General features: G+C 73.7%; 13 protein-coding genes. 3 read left to right on the top strand and 10 right to left on the bottom strand.

Translation table 11 applies throughout. From position 1 onward, the window contains the following. Positions 1-19: 19 nt before the first annotated feature. The 6 genes from FKN01_RS21910 to FKN01_RS21885 form a co-directional block, all read right to left on the bottom strand. A complete protein-coding gene (locus FKN01_RS21910; RefSeq protein ID WP_143623230.1) occupies positions 20-1,414 on the bottom strand; it encodes an aldehyde dehydrogenase family protein in 1,395 nt (464 codons plus the stop codon). A 152-nt stretch (positions 1,415-1,566) separates the two neighbouring features. Continuing rightward, positions 1,567-2,925, bottom strand: coding sequence for an ABC transporter ATP-binding protein (locus tag FKN01_RS21905; protein WP_143623228.1), 1,359 nt, complete (start codon positions 2,923-2,925; stop codon positions 1,567-1,569). Between the two features lie 136 nt (positions 2,926-3,061). After that, entirely contained in the window at positions 3,062-3,679 is a 618-nt protein-coding gene (locus tag FKN01_RS21900) for a TetR/AcrR family transcriptional regulator (protein WP_143623226.1), read from the bottom strand. Between the two features lie 41 nt (positions 3,680-3,720). Further along, the gene (locus FKN01_RS21895; protein ID WP_143623224.1) at positions 3,721-5,031 is read right to left on the bottom strand and encodes a hypothetical protein; all 1,311 of its coding nucleotides are present in this window, start codon (positions 5,029-5,031) and stop codon (positions 3,721-3,723) included. Further along, on the bottom strand, positions 5,028-5,828 hold the full coding sequence (locus FKN01_RS21890) for a hypothetical protein (RefSeq protein WP_143623222.1): 801 nt from the start codon (positions 5,826-5,828) through the stop codon (positions 5,028-5,030). Before FKN01_RS21890 ends, FKN01_RS21895 begins: the two co-directional genes overlap by 4 nt. Positions 5,829-5,863: 35 nt before the next feature. Continuing rightward, positions 5,864-8,083 (bottom strand): right-handed parallel beta-helix repeat-containing protein, encoded by a 2,220-nt coding sequence (locus tag FKN01_RS21885; RefSeq protein WP_260696972.1) that lies wholly within the window; start codon positions 8,081-8,083, stop codon positions 5,864-5,866. A gap of 119 nt (positions 8,084-8,202) precedes the next feature. Between FKN01_RS21885 and hmgA the strand changes: the two genes are divergently transcribed. From hmgA to FKN01_RS21870, 3 genes are read left to right on the top strand one after another with little or no spacing between them, the layout of a single operon-like run. Then, positions 8,203-9,531 (top strand): homogentisate 1,2-dioxygenase, encoded by a 1,329-nt coding sequence (gene hmgA, locus FKN01_RS21880; protein ID WP_143623219.1) that lies wholly within the window; start codon positions 8,203-8,205, stop codon positions 9,529-9,531. Between the two features lie 43 nt (positions 9,532-9,574). Continuing rightward, positions 9,575-10,360, top strand: coding sequence for a GntR family transcriptional regulator (locus FKN01_RS21875; protein WP_143623217.1), 786 nt, complete (start codon positions 9,575-9,577; stop codon positions 10,358-10,360). A gap of 8 nt (positions 10,361-10,368) precedes the next feature. Beyond that, a complete protein-coding gene (locus FKN01_RS21870) occupies positions 10,369-11,649 on the top strand; it encodes a type ISP restriction/modification enzyme (protein WP_398932924.1) in 1,281 nt (426 codons plus the stop codon). Here the strand turns inward: FKN01_RS21870 and FKN01_RS21865 are convergent. The 4 genes from FKN01_RS21865 to FKN01_RS21850 form a co-directional block, all read right to left on the bottom strand. Next, entirely contained in the window at positions 11,631-12,275 is a 645-nt protein-coding gene (locus tag FKN01_RS21865; RefSeq protein WP_260696971.1) for a TetR/AcrR family transcriptional regulator, read from the bottom strand. The genes FKN01_RS21870 and FKN01_RS21865 overlap by 19 nt on opposite strands. Before the next feature lie 166 nt (positions 12,276-12,441). Continuing rightward, a complete protein-coding gene (locus tag FKN01_RS21860; protein ID WP_143623213.1) occupies positions 12,442-12,705 on the bottom strand; it encodes a hypothetical protein in 264 nt (87 codons plus the stop codon). A 184-nt stretch (positions 12,706-12,889) separates the two neighbouring features. Next, on the bottom strand, positions 12,890-13,672 hold the full coding sequence (locus FKN01_RS21855; protein WP_143623340.1) for an SGNH/GDSL hydrolase family protein: 783 nt from the start codon (positions 13,670-13,672) through the stop codon (positions 12,890-12,892). A gap of 202 nt (positions 13,673-13,874) precedes the next feature. Continuing rightward, on the bottom strand, positions 13,875-14,249 hold the full coding sequence (locus FKN01_RS21850; protein ID WP_143623211.1) for a GntR family transcriptional regulator: 375 nt from the start codon (positions 14,247-14,249) through the stop codon (positions 13,875-13,877). Between the last annotated feature and the right edge of the window lie 31 nt (positions 14,250-14,280).

Here is a 14,280-nt window from a genome sequence, read left to right as displayed (position 1 = left end):
CCCTGACCGGCAAGTCCCCCTAGAACTGGAGGGACTTGGTCTGGAGGTACTCGGACAGGCCGTGCGCGCCGAGTTCGCGGCCGACGCCGGACTGCTTGTAGCCGCCGAACGGCGCGAGGGGGTTGAAGCGGCCGCCGTTGATGTCGACCTGGCCGGTCTCCATCCGGCGGGCGAAGGCCACGGCCGTCTCGTCGTCGGCGGCCCACACGGCGCCGGCCAGCCCGTAGACGGTGCCGTTGGCGATGCGGAGCGCGTCGTCCTCGTCCTCGTACTTCAGGATCGATACGACGGGGCCGAAGATCTCCTCCTGGGCGATCGTCATCTCCGGCGTGACGTCGGCGAACACCGTGGGGCTGACGTAGTAGCCGGTGGGCAGCGGGGCCTCGGGGCCGCCGGCGACGAGACGGGCGCCCTCCTCGACGCCCTTCTCGATGTAACCGCGCACCCGGGCCTGCTGCTTGGCGTTGACGAGCGGGCCGACCCGGTCCCCGGGCACGTATTTGGCGACGGCCGCCGCGGCGAGCGCCACGGCCTCCTCGTACCGCTCCGCGTCGACCAGCATCCGGGTCCAGGCGCTGCACGTCTGGCCGGAGTTGGACATCACGTTGGCGACGCCGACGTTGACCGCCCTGGCGAGGTCCGCGCCGGGCAGGATCACGTTGGCGGACTTGCCGCCCAGTTCGAGCGCGACGCGCTTGACCGCGCCGCCGGCCGTGGCGCCGATCAGCCGGCCGACCGCGGTGGACCCGGTGAAGGAGACGAGGTCGACGTCCTCGTGCGCGGCGAGGGCCTGTCCGGCGACCGGGCCGAGCCCGGTGACCAGGTTGAACACGCCCGCGGGCAGCCCGGCCTCGGCGACCGCCTCGGCGAAGAGCTGGGCGGTGAGCGGGGTGTCCTCGGCGGGCTTGAGGACGACCGTGCAGCCGGCGGCCAGCGCGGGGGCCACCTTGGCGACGATCTGGTGCAGCGGGTAGTTCCAGGGGGTGATCGCGCCGACGACGCCCACGGGCTCCAGGTACACCGTCGAGTTGCCGTGCCGCTCCTCGAAGGCGTACGTGGCGGCGAGCTCGGCGTACGTCCCGGCGACCAGGAGCGGGAGGCCGGCGTGCACGGAGACGGCCAGCGCGGGCGGGGCGCCCAGCTCCGCGGTGACCGTCTCGGCGATCTCCTCCGCGCGGACGCCCAGCACGTCGCGGAGGGCGGCGATGCGGGCGGCGCGCTCGGCGGGCGGGGTGGCGGCCCAGCCGGGGAAGGCGGCGCGGGCGGCGCGCACCGCCGCGTCGACGTCCTCGGCGGTGCCGGCCGGGACGTGGCCGATGACCTGTTCGTCCGCCGGGTTCACGACCGCGATCGTGTCCGTTCCCGCGGCGGGCCGCCAGGCGCCGCCGATGTACATACCGTCGTGGGCCTTCATCGCTCTTCCTCCCGGGCACGGTGACGGACGGGATCGTCCGGAGCCCAAACTAGCGCTGTTAGTTTTCAGGCGCCAGAGACCCTCCGGAGACCCCCGTCACGTGCCGGCCCCGCCCGCCGCGGTCGGCGTCCGGCGGACGGGGCCGGCCGGGACTACATGTCCAGACCGGGGACGTCCTTCGGCAGCGGGCAGATGCGGCGGCCCTGGTGGTCGAAGACGTACAGGTGCGCGAGGTCGACCAGGAGGGGCACCTGGCCGCCGGTGCGCAGCATCATGTCGGGCCCGGTCCGCACGACGAGGTCGCTGGCGGTGACGGCGGGGCGGTCCGGGCTGTGCGTGCCCGGCGGCAGGTCGTCGGTCTCCGGCGCTTCCATGACGGCGACGGACCCTCCGACGTAGGAGGTGGCGCGCTCCTTGATCCGCCCCAGCATCCCCGTACCGCCCTGGCCGCCCCGGCGCCTGCGCACCGGGCCCCGGTCGGTGCGGGCCGACTCCAGCTCGGGGACCACGGCGGGGCGGGAACCGGTGTTGAGGTGGACCAGCGCCTCGTGGCCCTGGTACTCCACGTGCTCCACGATGCCGCTGAGCGCGACCTCGCCCGGGCGGGCGTGGCTGGGCGGGGCGATCCGGACCGCCTCCGAGCGGAGGCCGACGATGATCGGGCGGCCCTGCTGGATGCGCAGGAGCTGGTGGTCGTGGCTGAGCGGTTCGGACAGCGGGAGCCGCTGGCGGCCCAGGTCGATGGACATCCGGCCCTCCAGGGGCGCGTGCACCACGGCCTGGAGGAGGTTGATCCGGGGCGTCCCGATGAACGCGGCGACGAACACGTTCTCCGGCAGGGCGTACACCTCGCGCGGCGGGCTGACCTGTTGGAGGACCCCGCCGCGCATGACGGCGACCCGGTGGCCCAGGGACATGGCCTCGGCCTGGTCGTGGGTCACGTAGACGGTGGTGACGCCGAGTTCCTTGGTGAGCTGGGCTATCTCGGCGCGCAGATGGTTGCGGAGCTTGGCGTCGAGGTTGGACAGCGGCTCGTCCATGAGGAAGGCGGAGGGCTGGCGCGAGATGGCCCGCCCCATGGCGACCCGCTGGCGCTCGCCGCCGGAGAGCTGGCCGGGGAGCCGGTCCAGGACGCGTTCGATGCCGAGCATCCTGGCCGTGTTCTCGATGCGCTCGTTGTGGTCCGCGCGCGGGTTCTCCAGCTTCAGCGGGAAGCCGATGTTGGCCCGGTTGGTCATGGTCGGGTAGAGCGCGAAGTTCTGGAAGACCATCGACATGCCGCGTTCGCGCGGGGTGAGGTGGTTGGCCGGTTCGCCGTCGAGCAGGATCTCGCCCTCGGTGATGTCCTCCAGGCCGGCGATCATGCGGAGCACGGTCGACTTGCCGCAGCCCGAGGGGCCCAGCAGGACGACGAATTCGCCCGGGGCTATGGAGAGCGAGAGCTGGTCGACGGCGCGCTGGGACCGTCCGTAGGCCTTGCTTACGTTGTTCAGGGTGATGGCGCGAGTCATGTGGTTCCGCCCGGGAGGGTTCGTGATGGAGCGGTGGGGAGCGGCAGTGGCCCGAAATTAGCCCACCGGGCCCGGTGAGGGAATGACTCGCGCGAATTTGGGTATCCCCCGGCCCCGTTCACAGCCGGGCGCGAGGTCAGCCGAGGCGGTGGGCGAGGTAGGCGTGAATGAGCTCGCGGGTCTCGGCGACGAGTGCGTCGTCGCCGGACGGGTCGGTGCGGAAGGCCAGTTTGAGCAGGGCGTCGGCCGCCTCCACGCAGACCAGGATCGCGCGCAGCAGGTCCGCGTCGGTCTCCTGGCCGAGCCGGCCTGCGAGGAGTCCGGCGAGCCGGGACGCGACCCGCTGGTTGGCGTCGTCGGCCGGGTCCTCGTGGGGTGCGGGGGCGCCGAAGTCCACGAGGGCGAAGCCGGGGACGGTGCGCTTCATCGTCAGGTACTCGTCCAGCACGGCGTCGATCGCGCCGCGCCAGTCGGCGGTTTCCACGGCGGTCAGCCGGGCGGTGACGCGCTCCGCGTAGCTGTCGAGGTTGCGGCGGGCCAGCGCGTCGGCCAGGGACCGCTTGTTGGAGAAGAAGCGGTAGACGGAGCCGATGGGCACCCCGGCCCGCTGGGCCACGGCCCGGGTGGACAGCTGCTCGTAGCCCATCTCGTCCAGGAGTCCGGCGCAGGCGTCGAGAATCCGGGCGAGGCGTTCGGCACTGCGCTGCTGCACCGGGGCGCGGCGGAGGTTGTTCGTGTCGGGCACGCCTTCCATGATGCCGTGGGCCTTCCTGCGGCGGTGGCGGGAGCCCGGGCTCAGGCGATGAGCAGGGCGAGCCCTCCCACGGTGTACGCGATCATCAGGACGAGCAGCGGGAGTTGGCCGATGACGGCGCGCCGGGGCGGCATGAGCCGTACGGACCTGTCGTGCGCGGCGATGACGCCGAGGACGTGCCCGGTGACGATCGCGACGACCTGGAGGGTGGCGACGCCGCCCGGCCCCAGGGGTGGTGCGGGCGGGGCGGGCCGGTCGGCGCCGGACGCCAGCGCGAGGGTGCGGGGGCCCTCGGTGGCGAAGAGCGTGAAGTAGTGGGCGATCAGGTAGCCGAGGGCGATCGGCACCAGTGAGTGGGCGAACGCGGTGAGCGGGTGGGGCAGCGTGCCGCAGACGAGCCGGGTGGCGGCGGCGCAGAGCCCGTACAGGGCGGCGACGAGGGCGACGGCGCCGAGCAGCCCCAGGGTGGCGGTGGTGGTGCGGCCCAGCGCGGAGGTCTGCACGGTGGTGATCCAGCGCGGCGCGTCGGAGAAGCCGTCGTACGCGGTGGAGCCGAGCATCACGCAGACGGTGGCGACGAGTCCGGGGAGCCGGGGCGTGGCGTCGAGCCCGTTGAACGGGGAGCGGACGACGAGGCGCCCGTCGGCGGGGCGGCGGCCGAACGGGGAGAGCCGGGCGAGGAGGCCGGAGTAGACCTCGAAGGCGTCGGCGCGGTCGAACCAGCGGGCGCCGTACACCGCCGCGCCCGCGAGGTGGACGGCCGCGTGGACGCCGAGGAACACCAGCAGGGCGGTGGGCGAGGCGGGGTCGGGGGCGACGAGTTCCAGCCAGGTGAAGGCGAGGAGCCCGGCCGCGGCGGGCCACATGCCCAGGTGTACGGGGAGGGGCCGGCCGGACTCCGCGTCGCGGCCCAGCGCCCGGCAGGCGGCGAGGTGCACGGTGCGCAGGGGGTTGAGCGACCGCCAGACCGGCCCCAGGAGCAGCGAGGCGGGGACGAGCCCGACCCACAGGAGGACGTAGACCGCCCCGGGTGCCGGGTTGCGGTCCGGGTCGGCGGGGCCGAGGAACAGCCACAGCACGACGGTGAGCGCGGCGGCCAGGCCGAGCGCGCGGGCGGTGAGCCGGGTGGCGCGGGCGTCGGCCAGGCGCTGGACGGCGGCCGGGAGCGGGCGGCCCGCGCGCTCGCCCGTGAACCGCGAGTCGGACCAGAGCAGGCCGAGCGCCAGGAAGGAGACGAAGAGCGCGGCGAAGGCCCCGGCGAAGGCGTAGAAGGGCGAGAGGGGCAGGTCGTGCTGGGCCCCGATGCCGTGGGCGAGGACCCGCACGGCACCGGGGGCGGCGGCGCCCGTCACCGGACGACGAGCTGGGTCAGCAGGAGGTCCGACTCATGGGTCTCGACCTCGAAGAGCCCGGTGCGGTCGGCCGTGAAGGAGACCGTGACGGTCCGTCCGGCGGGCAGCCTGGCCTCCTTGTCGTAGCCGTGGACGTGCAGGACGTCGTCGCGGTCGCTGCGGACCCGCAGGCGGACGGTGCGGCCCTTGTCGACCTCGGTGCGGCCGGGCGCGGGGCTCACCTGGCCGCGCTCGACGGCCATCTCGACGGTGACGGTGTCGTCGCCGGGGCCCGTGGCGGCGTCGCCGAGCGTGGCGGCGGCCCGGACCGGGGCGGAGCCGACGGCCCAGGCGGTGTGGTCGTCGGCGTACAGCCCTGCGGTGAGGCGGGTGCCGCCCCCGGCTGCCCGGATCAGCGATTCGGGCAGGTGGAACCAGGCGCCGTAGACCCGGGCGAGCGGGTGGCCGTCCAGGAAGAGCCGGGCGTGGCCGCGTCCGGCGAGCGCGCCGCCGCCCACGCTGTCCGGGGTGAAGCGGAAGTTGGCCACGATGAGGTGGACGTTCCAGCCGTCCTCCGAGTCGGGCCGGACGGCGAGGTCCACCTCGGGGGCGCCGGCGGCGTCGACCTGGCGGAGCCGGTGGCCGTCGCCGTCGTCGGCCTTCAGGAGGCGCCCGTTGCTGCCGGTGTCCTCGGCGTGGCTGGTGCCGGGCTTGTGGTGGGTGGTCGCCCTGCCTCCGCACGCGCCCGCGCCGAGGACGAGGACGGCGGCGGCGAGCAGGGCGAGGACGGGGCGGGCGACGGGGCGGGCGCGGGTCACGAGGGGTCGCCTTCCGGTACCGGGGCGGGCGCGGGTCATGAGGGGTCGCCTTCCGGTTCCGGGGCGGGGGCGGCGGGGTGCGGGGCGGCGGGCGCGGCGGTGTGCGGGGCGGCGGGCGCGCCGGTGTGCGGGGCGGCGGGGGCGCCGGGGTGCGGGGCCGCGGAAGCGGCGGGGGCGGCGGTGGTCGCGGGTTTCGGTGCGCCGGCGCCCTCCGAGCCCCCGTCCCCGTCCCCTCCGGCGCCTGCGGCGCCCTCCGCGCCCCGCTCCCCGTGCCGGGCGGCGGCCACGACGGCCCAGACGACCCAGACCAGGCCGAGCAGCCCCCGTGCCCAGGCCGGGCTGAGCGGAATCCACGGGATCATGAACACGCCCTTGTCCAGCGCGTCGAGCAGCGTCAGCGCGCCCAGGACCACCGTCACCCAGCCGAACACCGGGCGCGCCGGGCGCAGCGCCAGGCCGATGCCGGTCCACCAGAGCCCGGTCAGCAGCAGTGCGAGGGCGGGGACGTAGGTGGCGGCGAGGCCCATGGTCGAGCCGGCCACGTCGAGGCCGAGGCCGATGACGCCGAGGACGGACGCGCCCGCGGCGAGCCGGCTCCCCCGCAGCCGCCGCCACCAGAGCACCCCGCCGACGAGGACGAGGACCACGGCGATGCCCAGGGCGGCCTGCACCTCGATGCGCTCGATGCCGCGCGCCCCGTACCAGTCGCAGCCGGCCGGGAGCCGGCGGGCCCGTACGTCGTAGTCGGCGCAGACCAGCAGCTGGGCGAGCTTGACGGGTTCGCCGAAGAGCCGGTCGGTGGAGCCGGAGACGTCGCCCCGCCTCTCACCGCAGCTGGGCAGGGCGCGCGGGGTGGAGGCACCGGTGTCGGACTGCCAGCAGTTGCCGTCGCCCTGGCCGTCCCACCAGACGTCGGTGCCGTTGGGGCGGGAGGTGCCGTTCCGGTCCTTGCCGAGGTGGTTGCCGGCGTACCGGTTGTGGTGCGAGGTGTCGGTCTGCTTGCCGAGGGCGTTCTCGCCGCGGATGAAGGCGGGGACGGCGCTCAGGAAGAAGGCCGCGCGGTCCTGCCCGTAGATCCAGTTGTCCTCGTAGCGGTTCCAGTTGCCGCCGGCGGTGATGATGCCGGTGCCCGGGGGCATCGAGATCTGCGGGCAGACGACGCCGTCCTCGTAACCCCGCTCGGCGGGCGGCTTGGCGCAGGTGCCGTCGGCGACGTAACGGTAGTAGTCGGCGTTGTTGTCGTGGATCAGGTTGCGTTCGAAGCGGGCGTGGTTCTGCGGGAGTCCGGGGTGGCCGGGGAAGGCGCTGTCCATCGAGGCGCCGCCCATGTTGTGGTCGAACTCGTTGTCGTGGACGTAGACGGAGTCTCCGGCGGTGCCGGAGTAGCCGACCATGCTGTGGTGACTGCGGCAGCCGGTGATCTCGATCGAGTAGCGCGGTACGTCGTAGCCGTAGCCGTCGTTGATGTCGGACGCGCTGCCGGGGTAAATGCCGGAGTCGCCGTTGCCGTAGGACTCGCAGTTCTTGTACAGGCCGTGGTCGCTGGCGAAGGTCAGGAAGCCGTACTCGTCGTTCCAGCGGGTCAGCACGTCGTCGATGACGAAGCCGTCCTGGGCGAGGACGTAGAGCGAGTTGAAGGTGGTGCGCTGGGCGGTGAAGTTCTTGAAGTAGATCCCGTCGGACTTGTCCGAGCGGATCGCGTTGAGCTTGCGGTACTTGGCGTCGATGACGACGTCCGTGCGGGCCGCGCCGGTGCCCTCGATCTGGAGGTCCTTCTTGCCGAGGATCGCCACCAGGTTCTGGTTGTGCGGGCACCTGACCTGCTGCTCGTAGCTGAGGATCTGGTAGCCCAGCTTGGAGTCGGGGGCCTCGAGGCGGGCGCACTCCCCCTTCGGCGCGGGCAGCGAGGGCTCCTCCTCGTACAGGCCGGGCAGGATCGCGATGGTCTTCCCGGGCCCGTCGACGGCGTCGACCGCCTGCTGGAGGTGGCGGTAGCCGGAGGTGCGGCACCGCTCGAAGAGCGTGAGGTTGCGCGCCTTCAGGGCATCGGGGAAGCCGGAGACGCGGCGCTCGAAGTCGGCCCGGTCGGTCTTGCAGACCAGGAGGTCGGGCTCGCCCGTCCGGTGCACGGGGACGCTGCCGGTGCCGTCGGGGAGGGCGACCGGCCGTTCCTCGTGCGCCTGGGCGGCGGGGGCCGCGAGCAGTGCGGCGGCGAGCACCGCCAGGACCGCCAAAAGTCTTCGTGTCCACGACATGTGCCGGAGAGTAGAGCAATGTTCAGCTTTTTGAACCCCTTCTGCACGACGAATGCCGTTGACTCGCCACGCTTCCATTCCTACGGTTGTGCATAGGATTCCTTCGGACGGGAGCGCACATGGGCGGCATCGAGCAGGCCAGGAAGACGGCGGAGGGGCTTGAGTACTCCACCGGTTTCGGGAATCAGCACAGCTCGGAAGCGGTGCCGGGAGCGCTCCCGCACGGGCGCAACTCGCCGCAGCGCGCCCCCCTGGGGCTGTACGCGGAGCAGCTGAGCGGGTCCGCGTTCACCGAGCCCCGCGCCCACAACCACCGCAGCTGGCTGTACCGCATCCGCCCCTCGGCGGCCCATCCCCCGTTCGTCCGCACGGACAACGGCGCGCTGCGCTCGGCCCCGTTCACCGAGACCGTGCCCGACCCGAACCGGCTGCGCTGGGACCCGCTGCCCGAGCCCGCGCCCGGCACGGACTTCGTGGCGGGCCTGTGGACCCTGGGCGGCAACGGCGACGTGACGCAGCGCGCCGGCATGGCGGTGCACCTCTACCACGCCAACGCGGCGATGACGGACCGGGTGTTCAGCGACAGCGACGGGGAGCTGCTGATCGTCCCCCAGCAGGGCGGGCTGCTCCTGCGCACCGAACTGGGCCTGCTGCGCGCCGAGCCCGGGCACGTCGCCCTGATCCCGCGCGGCGTCCGCTTCCGGGTCGAGCTGCTCGACGAGACCGCCCGGGGTTACGTCTGCGAGAACTACGGCCGCCCGTTCACGCTCCCGGACCTCGGCCCGATCGGCGCCAACGGCCTCGCCAACGCGCGGGACTTCCTCGCCCCGGTCGCCGCGTACGAGGACGTGGAGCGCCCGGTCGAGGTGATCAACAAGTACTGCGGCAACCTCTGGACGGCGACCTACGACCACTCCCCGCTCGACGTCGTCGCCTGGCACGGCAACCACACCCCGTACGTCTACGACCTGCACCGGTTCAACGTCATCGGCTCGATCAGCTACGACCACCCGGACCCGTCGATCTTCACGGTGCTGACCTCGCCCTCGGACACGCCGGGCCTGGCCGGGGTCGACTTCGTGGTGTTCGCCCCGCGCTGGCTGGTCGGCGAGGACACCTTCCGCCCGCCGTACTTCCACCGCAACGTGATGAGCGAGTACATGGGCCTGATCGAGGGCGCGTACGACGCGAAGACGGCCGGGAAGGGCGGCTTCGTGCCCGGCGGCGGCTCGCTCCACACCATGATGTCCGCGCACGGCCCGGACCGGGAGACCTTCGAGAAGGCGAGCGCGGCCGAGCTGAAGCCGCAGAAGATCGACGACGGCCTCGCCTTCATGTTCGAGACCCGCTGGCCGGTCACCGCGACCGCGCAGGCCACGACGGCGGACCACCTGCAGCGGGGCTACGACGACGTATGGCAGGGTCTGAGCCGCAACTTCAGGCCGTGACGGTCCCCGCCGGGGCCGGCGACGACGCACGCAGGAGGACCAGGTGCCGCAGCCCGCTGCGAACAGCCCCGCGCCCCGGGGCACCGCCTTCGCACCCGACTCGCTGGTCCTGAACCGCAAGCTGCCGCTGTGGTACCAGGTCTCGCAGTCGCTGCGGGCGTCCATACTGGGCCGCTCCCCGGACGCCACGCTGCGGCTGCCCACCGAGGAGCAGCTCGCGGCGCACTACGGGGTGAGCGTGCTGACCATGCGCCAGGCGCTCAAGGAGCTGGAGGCGGAGGGCCTGATCAGCCGGCACCGGCGGCGCGGCACGTTCATCGAGCCGCACGCCCGCCGGAGCGCGCCGGTCCGGCTGCTCGGCTCGATCGACGCGATCGTCGCCCAGCAGTCGGGCGAGCGCTCCACGCTGCTCGGCCACGGCCCGGTCCCGGTCCCGGTCGAGGTGGCCGAGCACTTCCCGGGGTGCGCGGAGGTCGTCGGCTACCGCCGGCTGCGGTGCGACGGGACGACCGGCGAGCCCACCAACTGGGCGCAGAACTGGGTGCACCCGGAGGTCGCGGCGGAGTTGGACGCGGCGGACCTCGACCGGTGGCCGATGACCAAGGTGCTGCGCGACCGGGTGGGCGTCCCGATCTCCCGGATCACCGACACGGTCGAGGCCCGCCTCGCCGACCCGGCCACCGCCGAACTGCTGGGCGTCCCGCTGCTGAGCCCGATCCTGTACTACACGGGCATCACGTACGACGAGAGCGGCCGGGTGGTCGACGTGGCCCGGATCCACTACCGGGGCGACCGGTTCTCGTTCTCGGTGACGGTGGAGGCCCACTGAGTCCTACGATGCCGGGGAAGGCGGCAGGCGGGGAGGACGACACGGTGGCAGCACCGGCAGCGGCCGGGTCCGGCGAGGGCCCGCGCGGTCCCCTCCTGGACGACCTCATGCCCTGGTCGGTCCGGCCGGTGCGCACCGGGCGCACCTGGGTGACCGCCCCCGACGCGGCGTCCCTGCGGGCCCGCTGGGACCGTCTGGTGCGGGCGTCCGGCGAGGAGCGCGAGCGGCTGTTCGCCCCGACCCGCGCCCGTACGCAGCACACCGCCGTGACCGCCCTGCCCGGCCGGTCCGGCGGCACCGGCCGCTTCGCCCGCGAGACGGGCCCCTGCCCCGAGCCGGTGCGGATCGCGCACGGGCCGTACGACGAACAGTGGCTGATCCCCGACCACCGTCTCATCGACGTGGCCCGGCCCGAGCTGTGGCGGGTCGCCGACGACCACCAGCTCTTCCTGGTCGAGCACGGCCGGGTGCCGAACGATCCGGGCCCCGCCGTGTCGGTGACGGCCCTGCTGCCCGACGGCCACTCCCCCGCCGGCCGCCCGGGCCGGGTCCGCCCGCTGTACCGCCGCCCCGGCGGCCTCGAACCCAACCTCGCCCCCGGCCTGCTCCCCGTGCTGCGCGCCCGGTACGGGCAGGCGGTCACCGCCGAGTCGGTGCTCGCCTGGATTCTGGCCGCGGCCCGCCCCTCACCGGCCGGCTGCGTGGTCCCGCTCCCGGCGGACGCGGCGCGCTGGGCGGAGGGGGTGGAGCTTGGCCGCGAGCTGCTGCGGCTCCAGCTGCGCGGGGCGCGCGGGGCCGAGCGCCCCCGGCTGCCGGGCGGGCAGCGCCCCTATGTGCGGGCGGCCGTCCCGCCGGTCCCGGTGCCCCTGTCGTACGACGCCGGGGAGCGGGTGCTCGCGCTCGGCACCGGCCGCGTCTCGCCGGTGCCCGCCGGTGCGTGGGAGTTCCGGGTGAGCGGGGTGCGGACCCTGGAGCTGTGGTTCGAGCGGCGGGCGGCGGTGTGCGGGGCGCCGGGGGCGGACGCGGCGGGGCTCGACGCGGTCCGGCCGCGCGCCTGGCCGCAGGAGTGGACCTCGGAGCTGCTGGACCTGGTCACGCTCCTCGCGCTCCTCGCCGAGCTGCGGCCCCGTCAGGAGGAGCTGGCCGGGGCGCTGGCGGCGGGCCCGGGGACCGGCGAGGACGAGCTGCGGGCGGCGGGGGTGCTGCCGGTCGGGGAGCCGGCCCGGCGGCCCGCTTCGGTCCTGGACCATCAGGAGGAGGGGCCGGACGGTCAGTTCGCGCTGCTGTGAGCGGGGCCGGGCGCGCCCCGGTCGGCCAGGGCAGCCGGCCGGTCCAGGTCGCCGAGCAGGCGGACGAAGCCCGTCTCCAGGAAGGCGCGGAGCTCGTCCAGGGCGTCCGGCTCGTCCAGCGGCCAGCCGGAGACCGCCTCCTCGGCGAAGGCGAGCCAGGCCCGGGCGGCCAGGGTCAGCCGGGGCGACGGCTCCATCCCGAGCCGGCGCCGCCCCTCCACGATCCGGCGGACGAGGGTGGCGCGGGTGGCCTCCACGATGTCGCCGGCGGCGGGGTGGCTGCCGGCGGCGCCCCGGACGAGGGCGCGGTAGACCTTGCGGCGCCCGGTCACGTACGCGACGAGGCCGGCGATGAACGCGCGCATCCAGGCGACCGGGTCCAGGGAGGCGTCGGGTGCGGTGGCGGCGGCGAAGTCGTCGCACTCCTGGCGCACCACGGACCGGTAGAAGTCGCGTTTGGAGTCGAAATAGTGGAAGAGCAGGCCGCGCGATATGCCGGCCCGCCGGGCCACGGCATCGGTGGAGAGCTCGTCCAGGGAGCAATCGGCGAGCATGTCCACGCCAATCGCCACCAATTGCGCCCTTCGTTCCTCGGGGCGCAGGCGCGCGGCTCGCTTCTCGGGCATGGGCACAGTGTAGAAGTAGTTCGGCATCGAATTACCTCGGTACCCATGCGGGCCTGTCGGACACGGTGTGTGACCGGGCGCGGACATGGCGACGCGCCACTGCCGGCTCCGGGGATGACGGAAGAGCGGGCAGCAGCGCGCTGCGGGAGTCGGGACCGCGATCGGGTCAGTGGCGGCTGCCGAAGAGCGAGCGCCGCAGCCGGCGCAGTGGCGCGAAGAGCGACACCCGCGCGCTCCGGCTGCGCCGGGCGTGTCCGGCGTCGCGCGAGGTCAGTTCGCGCATCAGCAGTGTCGCCTCCGCCGCCTCGCGCTGCGGCACGACCGGGCCGCCCAGCACCGCGAGATGGCGGTCGAGGCGCGAACTCGTCGCACCGCTCCCGCAGGTAATGGCAGGTACGCGCGCCCTGCTGCGCACCGTTATCTGTTCCATGTCACTCCCCACCCGTACGAGGGCACTCGGCCCGGGCAGGTTAACCCTATCGCCTGCCACCGACACTCGTGTATCCCGGGAGCGGGATTGCGCACACATATACGGAGGTTGACGAAGCGTCGGTGAATCCGCCCGGGTCCGGGGCGAGTTGGCGGGCGCGCCCCGCCCGGGGCGCGCCGCGGGCTCAGTCGAGGGCGTTCAGGACCGGCAGGTAGCCACCGGACTGCCCGGCGGCGAAGGGGTGGTACGACTCGCCGATGTTCAGCCAGTTGAGGCTGTGCAGCCAGGCGCTTCCGGAGCAGATCTCGTGCCCGGCGAAGGTGCTGGTGACGTCGCCGAAGCTGAAGCCGTGGTCGGCGGCGCGCTTGGCGGTGGCCGCGTTGAGGTAGTCGGCGGCGCCGTTGATGGCACTGCGCACCTTGTCGCTCAGTCCGACGATGCAGCTGCCGCCGATCTTGTAGAAGCGCGGGTAGCCGAGGACGACGACATGGGCGGCGGGGGCCTTGGCCTCGATCGCGTCGTACACCGAGTCCAGCTTGCCGGGCAGCGTGGTGTCCACGTAGCTGCGGGCGGTGGCGATGCGGTTGAGGCAGGTGGTCTCCGACTGGAGGACACAGGTCGTCATGACGTCGGAGAAGCCCGCGTCGTTGCCGCCGATGGAGATCGAGACGAGGTCGGTGGAGGAGTTGAGCGGCCCGAGCTGACCGGCGATCACATCGCCGGTACGCGCCCCGGAGCAGGCGGTGAAGGAGAAGGACGCGGGCGAGTGGGCGGAGGCCCAGAGGGAGGGGTAGGCGAGGGTGCTGCGCTTGCAGTCCCCGCTGGAGCTGATGTAACTCCCGGAGCCGACGCCGGAGGAGTACGAGTCCCCGAGGGCGACGTAGTCGACGGAGGATGCGGCGTTCGCGGTGGCGGCCCCGGTCAGGGCGATGACGGCGCCGAGCAGGAGCGAGGACGAGAAGGCCACAAGTCTGGACAGTTTCACGGAATCTCCCTTGAGCGGCCGGCAGGATCTCTGCCTACCCAGTGGTAGCAGCGCGGGCCCCCTTTCCGGAAGTGTTCATGCCAAGTCGAACGGGTGAGCTTTTGCCGACGCGCTCATGACCGGACGCCCCGTCAACTCGCGGACGGGGCGCACGTGCCGGCCCGGGATCTCGCCGGGGCCGTACTCAGTCCGCGAAGACGGCGCGCACCGCGTCCTGGGCGAGTTCCAGGGTGCGGGCGCGGGAGAGGCCGAGGCGGCGGGCCTGTTCGGCGTACGCGCGGGCCGCGGCGGCGGCGTTGCGGTCGGCGGTGTCACCGGCGGCGGCGACGAACGTGCCGTTGCGGCCGCGGGTCTCGATGACGCCGTCCGCCTCCAGCGCCCGGTACGCCTTGGCGACCGTGTTGGCGGCGAGTCCCAGTTCCCCGGCGAAGCCGCGTACCGTCGGGAGCCGGTGACCGACCGGCAGCACGCCGGAGCGGGCCTGTTCGGAGATCTGGGTGCGCAGCTGCTCGTACGGGGCGATGCCGGAGTCCGGGTCCACAGTGATCTTCAGGGTCACGGGCCGATTGTCCCCCACCGGCGGAAAATGG

Source organism: Streptomyces sp. 130, from assembly GCF_007096885.1.
In the GTDB taxonomy this organism is placed as follows: Bacteria; Actinomycetota; Actinomycetes; order Streptomycetales; family Streptomycetaceae; genus Streptomyces.
This window is presented reverse-complemented; position numbering and strand designations above follow the sequence as displayed.